Source organism: Curtobacterium guangdongense, from assembly GCF_049341845.1.
GTDB lineage: Bacteria > Actinomycetota > Actinomycetes > Actinomycetales > Microbacteriaceae > Curtobacterium > Curtobacterium guangdongense.
The window spans coordinates 133,700-141,341 of record NZ_JBMPIT010000010.1; the positions used below are offsets into that span (position 1 = coordinate 133,700).

At 67.7% G+C, this 7,642-nt stretch carries 6 protein-coding genes; all 6 read left to right on the forward strand.

Going from position 1 to position 7,642, the window contains the following annotated elements:
- Positions 1 to 14: 14 nt before the first annotated feature.
- Complete coding sequence (locus tag ACO0E1_RS16250) at positions 15 to 2,180, forward strand: RNA degradosome polyphosphate kinase (protein WP_422875113.1); 2,166 nt, start codon at positions 15 to 17, stop codon at positions 2,178 to 2,180.
- Positions 2,177 to 3,124: an NUDIX hydrolase gene (locus ACO0E1_RS16255; protein WP_422875114.1), complete on the forward strand. Its 948-nt coding sequence runs from the start codon at positions 2,177 to 2,179 to the stop codon at positions 3,122 to 3,124. The genes ACO0E1_RS16250 and ACO0E1_RS16255 overlap by 4 nt, the downstream gene beginning before the upstream one ends.
- Before the next feature lie 292 nt (positions 3,125 to 3,416).
- The gene (locus ACO0E1_RS16260; protein ID WP_422875115.1) at positions 3,417 to 4,526 is read left to right on the forward strand and encodes a phosphate ABC transporter substrate-binding protein PstS; all 1,110 of its coding nucleotides are present in this window, start codon (positions 3,417 to 3,419) and stop codon (positions 4,524 to 4,526) included.
- Between the two features lie 80 nt (positions 4,527 to 4,606).
- The gene (gene pstC / locus ACO0E1_RS16265; protein ID WP_413600874.1) at positions 4,607 to 5,554 is read left to right on the forward strand and encodes a phosphate ABC transporter permease subunit PstC; all 948 of its coding nucleotides are present in this window, start codon (positions 4,607 to 4,609) and stop codon (positions 5,552 to 5,554) included.
- Positions 5,555 to 5,568: 14 nt separating this feature from the next.
- Positions 5,569 to 6,648, forward strand: a complete 1,080-nt coding sequence (gene pstA / locus ACO0E1_RS16270; protein ID WP_422875116.1) for a phosphate ABC transporter permease PstA — start codon at positions 5,569 to 5,571, stop codon at positions 6,646 to 6,648.
- A 19-nt stretch (positions 6,649 to 6,667) separates the two neighbouring features.
- A complete protein-coding gene (gene pstB / locus ACO0E1_RS16275; RefSeq protein WP_422875117.1) occupies positions 6,668 to 7,447 on the forward strand; it encodes a phosphate ABC transporter ATP-binding protein PstB in 780 nt (259 codons plus the stop codon).
- Positions 7,448 to 7,642: the final 195 nt, after the last annotated feature.

Genomic DNA, 7,642 nt, shown 5'->3' on the forward strand with positions numbered 1-7,642 from the left:
GGCAGGATGTGGGCATGGACACCGAACCGCAGCTCGACGGCGACTCCGTCGCGCCCGACCTCGACGACTTCGACGAGGTCGTGGAGATCGAGCACGAGTCCCTCCCCTCGGATCGATACTTCGACCGTGAACTGAGCTGGCTCCGGTTCAACCAGCGCGTGCTCGAGCTCGGCGAGGACCGCACGGTGCCCCTGCTCGAACGCGCCAACTTCCTGGCGATCTTCGCGTCCAACCTCGACGAGTTCTTCATGGTCAGGGTCGCCGGCCTGAAGCGCCGCATCGACACCGGGATCGCCGTCCCGACCAACGTCGGCCGCGCCCCGTTCGACGTCCTCCGCGACATCGCCACGAAGGCCCATGAGCTGCAGGACCGGCACGCCGCGGCCTTCACGGAGTCGCTCAAGCCGGACCTCGACGCCGCCGGCATCCACATCGAGCACTGGTCCGACCTCGACGAAGCCGACCGGCTCCGGATGCGCGAGTACTTCAACGAGCAGATCTTCCCGGTGCTCATGCCGCTGGCGGTCGACCCGGCGCACCCGTTCCCCTACATCTCCGGGCTCTCGCTGAACCTGGCCGTGCGGGTCCGGAACCCGAAGTCGCAGCGGCAGGAGTTCGCGCGCCTCAAGGTGCCGCAGAACTTCTCCCGACTGATCAAGCTGCCCGACGACAACTCCGGCCGCATGCGCTTCATCCCGCTCGAGGACCTCATCGCGAACCACCTCGACGACCTCTTCCCCGGCATGGAGGTGCTCGAGCACCACGTGTTCCGGGTCACCCGCAACGAGGACGTCGAGATCGAGGAGGACGAGGCCGAGAACCTCATCCAGGCCCTCGAGCGCGAGCTGCTCCGTCGTCGGTTCGGCCCGCCCATCCGCCTCGAGATCACCGAGGACATGGACCCGGTGACGCTCGACCTGCTCGTGCGCGAGCTCGACATCACCGAGCAAGAGGTCTACCGGCTGCCGTCGCCGCTCGACCTCGGCTGCCTGTTCGAGATCTCGAAGATCAACCGCCCCGACCTGCACTACCCGAAGCACGTGCCGACGACACCGGTGCAGTTCCAGCCCGGCGAGCCGAACACCAAGCCCGACCTGTTCCGCGCGATCGCGTCGCGTGACGTCCTCGTGCACCACCCGTACGAGTCCTTCGCGACGAGCGTCCAGGCGTTCCTCGAACAGGCCGCCGCCGACCCGAACGTGCTCGCGATCAAGCAGACGCTGTACCGCACCTCCGGCGACTCTCCCATCGTCGAAGCCCTCATCGACGCCGCGGCCGCGGGCAAGCAGGTCCTGGCGCTGGTGGAGATCAAGGCGCGCTTCGACGAGCAGAACAACATCACGTGGGCGCGCAAGCTCGAGAAGGCCGGCGTGCACGTCGTGTACGGCCTGGTCGGGTTGAAGACGCACTCCAAACTGGTGCTCGTCATCCGGCAGGAGGGCGGAACGCTCAAGCACTACAGCCACATCGGGACGGGCAACTACAACCCGAAGACCTCGCGCATCTACGAGGACATGGGGCTGTTCACCGCGGACGACACCGTGGGCAAGGACCTCACCCGCCTGTTCAACGAGCTCTCCGGGTACGCGATCGAGAAGAAGTTCAAGCGGCTGCTCGTCGCGCCGCTGCACCTGCGGAAGGGCCTGCTCAAGCGCATCCAGGTCGAGACCGACAACGCAGCGGCGGGCAAGCCGTCCGGGATCCGCATCAAGGTCAACTCGATGGTGGACGAGCAGATCATCGACGCGCTCTACCTGGCGAGCCAGGCCGGGGTGCCCGTGGACATCCTGGTGCGCGGCATCTGCTCCCTGAAGCCGGGCATCGAGGGGGTCAGCGAGACGATCCGCGTCCGCAGCGTCGTCGGCCGGTACCTCGAGCACTCCCGCGCATTCGCGTTCCACAACGAGGGCGACCCGTACGTGTTCATCGGCAGCGCCGACATGATGCACCGCAACCTGGACCGCCGCGTCGAGGCACTCGTGCGGATGTCGGACCCCGCCCACGTCAACGAGATCCAGGAGATCTTCGACCTGGCGATGGCCGAGACGACGAGCTCCTGGCACCTCGAGTCGGACGGCGAGTGGACGCGCCACTCCACCGACGACGACGGACGCCCCCTCGACGACGTGCAGAATGTCCTCATGCGGAAGATCTCTGCGCGGAAGCGTTCCACTCGGTGAGCGGCGGTCCCACGGGTCCCGTCATAGCGGCGGGAGCGGTGGTCTGGCGTGAGCAGGACGGCGTCCCGCTCGTGCTGCTCATCCACCGCGAGCACCACAAGGACGTCTCCCTCCCCAAGGGCAAGGTCGACCCGGGCGAGGCCGTCCCGACGACAGCCGTGCGCGAGATCGACGAGGAGACCGGCTACCGCGTGCACCTCGGCGCACCGCTCGGCGTCGCGGAGTACGTGCTCCCGAACGGCCGCGACAAGGTCGTGCACTACTGGTCCGCGCGGGTCTCCGACAAGGAGTACGAGCGCGCAGGGCAGTTCCGGCCGAACGACGAGGTCGCCGCGCTCGAGTGGGTCACGATCGACCAGGCCCGCACGCGCCTGACGTACGCGCGTGACGTCGAGATCCTCGACCGCTTCGCCGCGCGCGCCGAGATCGGGCACCACCGGACGTTCGCACTCATCACGCTCCGGCATGCCAAGACCATCCCCGGCTCGGACTGGCAGGGACCGGACGCCACCCGTCCGCTGCTGCCCGTCGGCCGTTCGCAGGCCAAGGCCGTGGCGTCACCCGTCGCCGCCTTCGGGCCACGCAAGATCCTGAGCAGTACGGCCGCACGGTGCCTGGCGACCGTCGAGCCGCTCTCGGACACGACGAAGCTCGGCGTCTCCAGCACGCCGGACATCAGCCAGGACGCCCACGACCAGGGTGCGGCCGACGTCAAGGGCGTCGTCCGCAAGCGGCTCGAGAAGGGGAAGACCGCCGTGCTGTGCTCGCACGGGCCGGTCGTCCCGGACATCATCGCGCGCATCGCCACCGCGACCGCCGACGACAGCGGCCGGTTCGACCTCCGTCGTGCGGCGATGCTCTCGGTCGGGGACTTCTCGGTGATGCACATCGCCGACGGGCAGCTCGTCGCCGTGGAGACGCACCGCAACCCGGTTTCGCCGTAGCGAGCAGGACCTGCGACCCCGGCCACGTGCCGGGGTCCTGCGGTGCGCCCGGCCGAGTCGGGCCTCCCGTCCGGTCCTGCGCTCGTCCGCTCCTGGGCACGCTGTTCCCGAGCATGCCCCCGGATCCGCGCCCGTGTGCGCGTTCCGCGCGGGGACAACCCGTCGTTCACCTTCCGTTCACCAGTGGGCGTGATCCCGGTCACTTCGCGTCCCTACAGTCGCTCCCGGGTCGGCACCGGCCCGGGGACCAGCAGCGGTCCCACCTGCACTCCACATTCCCGAAGGGACCCCTGTGAACATCAAGCGAATCGGTACGGTCGCGGCAATCGCGATCGCCGGCGCGGTCGTGCTCTCCTCGTGCGCGGCGAACGAAGGCGGCGCGGGCAGCACCTCGTCGGCTTCGGCCTCGGGTGTCGACTACTCGAAGCTCTCCGGCACCCTCACCGGATCGGGCTCCTCCGCCCAGCAGACCGCCGAGGCCACCTGGGCCGCCGGCTTCCAGGACCAGGCATCCGGCGTCACGGTGAACTACTCGCCCGACGGCTCCGGCGCCGGCCGCAAGAACTTCATCTCGGGTGCCGCGGACTTCGCCGGCTCCGACGCCGCGCTCTCCGACGAGGAGCTCTCCGGCTCGTTCGGCCTCTGCGCTGCGGACTCCAAGGCCATCGACGTCCCGGTCTACATCTCCCCGATCGCCATCGCCTACAAGGTCGACGGCGTCAAGGACCTGACGCTCGACGCGAAGACGATCGCCGGCATCTTCTCCGGCAAGATCACCAAGTGGAACGACCCGGAGATCACCGCGATCAACAAGGACGCGAAGCTCCCGGACGCGAACATCACGGTCGTGCACCGCTCCGACGACTCGGGCACCACGCAGAACTTCTCCGAGTACGTCTCGGCGAACGCCAGCGACGTCTGGACCGAGGCTCCGAGCCAGACCTACCCGTACCAGGTCGGCGACAGCGCGAAGGGCACCTCGGGTGTGGCCTCGGCCATGCAGGGCGCCTCGAACGCGATCACCTACATCGACGACTCCGGCGCCGGTGACCTCGACAAGGCCAAGCTCATGGTCGGTGACACCGCCACCACGATCTCGGCCGAGGGTGCCGCTCAGGTCGTCGCCGACTCGAAGACCGTGTCGGGTCGCGAGACCAACGACCTCGCGATCGACATCGACCGCAAGGACACCGCCAAGGGCGCATGGCCGCTCGTGCTCGTCTCCTACGCCATCGCGTGCCAGGAGTACAAGGACTCGGCCAAGGCCGACCTCGTGAAGTCCTACCTGACCTACGTGGTCTCGGACGACGCGCAGAAGGCCGCCGCGACGGAGGCCAAGTCGGCCGCCCTCTCGAGCGACCTCGCGAAGAAGGCCGCTGACGCGGTCGCGTCCATCAAGTAGCACCTCCTGAACGCCCGGGTGCCGGTCAACCGACCGGCACCCGGGCACTTCCCCGTCACCCGACAGGAGCCCCACGTCCCATGACGACAGCACCGGCCCACCCAGGGTCAACGACCACCCCGAAGCCGAAGGCCGTCGTCCGCGTCGGCGACCGGGTCTTCTCCGCCGCATCGGTGATCTCCGGCGGACTCATCCTCGTCGTGCTCGCGCTCGTCGCGGCCTTCCTCGTGTGGCAGAGCATCCCCGCCTTCTCCGCGAAGGTCGGCGAGCTGCCGAACCAGGCAGCGAACTTCTGGGACTACGTCGGGCCCCTGGTCTTCGGCACCGTCTGGTCCGCGCTCCTCGCGCTCGTGATGGCCGTGCCACTCTCCATCGGGATCGCACTCTTCATCTCGCACTTCGCACCGCGCCGCATCGCGCCGGTGCTCGGCTACGTCATCGACCTGCTCGCCGCGGTCCCGTCGGTCGTCTACGGCCTCTGGGGCATCGTGGTGCTCGCCCGGTTCGTGCAGCCGTTCTACTCGTTCCTCAACGAGTACCTCGGGTGGTTCCCGCTGTTCTCCGGGCAGATCTCCGGCACCGGACGCACCATCCTGACGGCGTCGATCGTGCTCGCGGTCATGGCGATCCCGATCATGACCGCCGTCATGCGGGAGATCTTCCTGCAGGCGCCGACCCTCAACGAAGAGGCCGCACTCGCGCTCGGGGCCACGCGGTGGGAGATGATCCGCCTGTCGGTCCTGCCGTTCGCCAAGTCCGGCATCGTGTCCGCGATCATGCTCGGCCTCGGTCGGGCGCTCGGCGAGACGATGGCGATCGCCCTGGTGCTGTCGGTGTCGACCAACGTCACCTTCCAGCTGCTCACGTCGCTGAACCCCTCCACGATCGCGGCGAACATCGCCCTGCAGTTCGCCGAGGCTTCCGGAACCGCCCTGAACGCGCTGATCGCATCGGGTCTGATCCTCTTCGTCATCACCCTGGTCATCAACATGCTCGCGCGGTACATCGTGCGCAAGCGCGTCAGCTGAGAGGTCGCACCCCGATGTCCCTCGCACTCCGTCAGTCCCCCGGCAACGTCTTCGCCAACGGGAAGCTCCACAAGTCCGTCCCGTGGCTGCTCCTCGGCGGCAGCTGGGTCGCGCTCGCGCTCGTCTTCGCCCTGCTCAACGCCGGCGGCGCTGTCAAGGACTTCAACATCGTCGCCGCCCTGTTCCTCGGCACGGTCCTCTTCGACGTCCTCATCGTGGTCGTCTCCCGGATCGTCGAGGGCGGGCGCAAGGCGGTCGACCGGCTGATCACCTCGCTGGTCGTCACGGCCTTCGTGATCGCCGTCCTGCCGCTCGTCTCGCTGCTGTACACGGTGCTCGCCGACGGTCTCGCCCGCTTCGACGCGACGTTCTTCTCGTACTCGATGCGCGGCGTGATCTCGGTCGGCGGCGGCGCGCTGCACGCCCTGATCGGCACGCTCGAGATCACGCTGTTCGCGGCGCTCATGGCCGTGCCGATCGGCCTGCTCACCTCGATCTACCTGGTCGAGTACGGCCGAGGACCCCTGGCCCGCGGCATCACGTTCTTCGTCGACGTCATGACCGGCATCCCCTCGATCGTCGCCGGTCTGTTCGCCTACTCGCTCTTCGCGCTCTTCCTCGGCCCCGGAGCCCGGTTCGGCCTGGTCGGCTCGGTCGCCCTCGCCGTCCTGATGATCCCGATCGTCGTCCGCTCCACCGAGGAGGTGCTGAAGATCGTCCCGATGGAACTCCGCGAGGCGTCCTACGCCCTCGGTGTGCCGAAGTGGCTCACGATCATCAAGGTCGTCCTCCCCACCTCGCTCGCCGGCATCACGACGGGTGTCATGCTCGCCATCGCCCGCGTCATCGGTGAGACTGCTCCCCTGCTGGTCACCGCCGGCTTCACGACGAGCATGAACTACGACCTCTTCAAGAACCCGATGATGACGCTGCCGGTGTTCGCGTACACGCAGTACTCGCAGCAGGGCGCCAACCCGGTGCCGTTCGTCGACCGGGCCTGGACCGCAGCACTCGTGCTCATCCTCATCGTGATGGTGCTCAACCTGCTGGCCCGCTTCATCACCCGCCTCTTCGCCCCCAAGCTCTCCCGCTAGAACCTCCGGAAGGTCCACTGTGTCCAAGCGCATCGAGGTCGACGGCCTCAACGTCTACTACTCGAAGTTCAAGGCGGTCGAGGGCGTCGACATGACGATCGAGCCCCGCACCGTCACCGCGTTCATCGGCCCGTCCGGTTGCGGCAAGTCCACGTTCCTCCGCACGCTCAACCGCATGCACGAGGTGATCCCCGGCGCCTGGGTCGAGGGCTCCGTGAAGGTGGACGGCGACGACCTCTACGCCCCCGGCGTCGACCCGGTCATCGTCCGCCGTCAGGTCGGCATGGTGTTCCAGCGTCCGAACCCGTTCCCCACGATGTCCATCAAGGACAACGTGCTCGCCGGCGTGAAGCTCAACAACAAGCGCATCTCGAAGTCCGAGGCCGACGACATCGTCGAGCGGTCCCTGCAGGGCGCGAACCTCTGGAACGAGGTCAAGGACCGCCTCGACAAGCCCGGCATGGGCCTGTCCGGTGGGCAGCAGCAGCGTCTGTGCATCGCGCGTGCGATCGCGGTGCAGCCCGACGTGCTCCTGATGGACGAGCCGTGCTCGGCACTCGACCCGATCTCCACGCTGGCGATCGAGGACCTCATCGAGGAGCTGAAGAAGGAGTTCACGATCGTGATCGTGACCCACAACATGCAGCAGGCCTCCCGCGTGAGCGACAAGACGGCGTTCTTCAACATCGCCGGCACGGGCGCCCCCGGGAAGCTCATCGAGTTCGACGACACGGCGACGATGTTCTCGAACCCGTCCGTGCAGGCCACCGAGGACTACGTCTCCGGCCGCTTCGGGTGAGCGAGCGGGTTCTCGGGTCGCTCTCGCGCTGACTCGGAACGACAACGCCGATGTCGTACGACATCGGCGTTGTCGTCGTTTGCGGGCGCTCGGGGACGGCGCACGCAAGGAACGACGAAGTCGCTGGGTGGATTCAGGTGGTGGTTGCAACACCTGTTTCTGTTGGTCGTGAGAGTAGTTGCTTGAGTGCTTCGG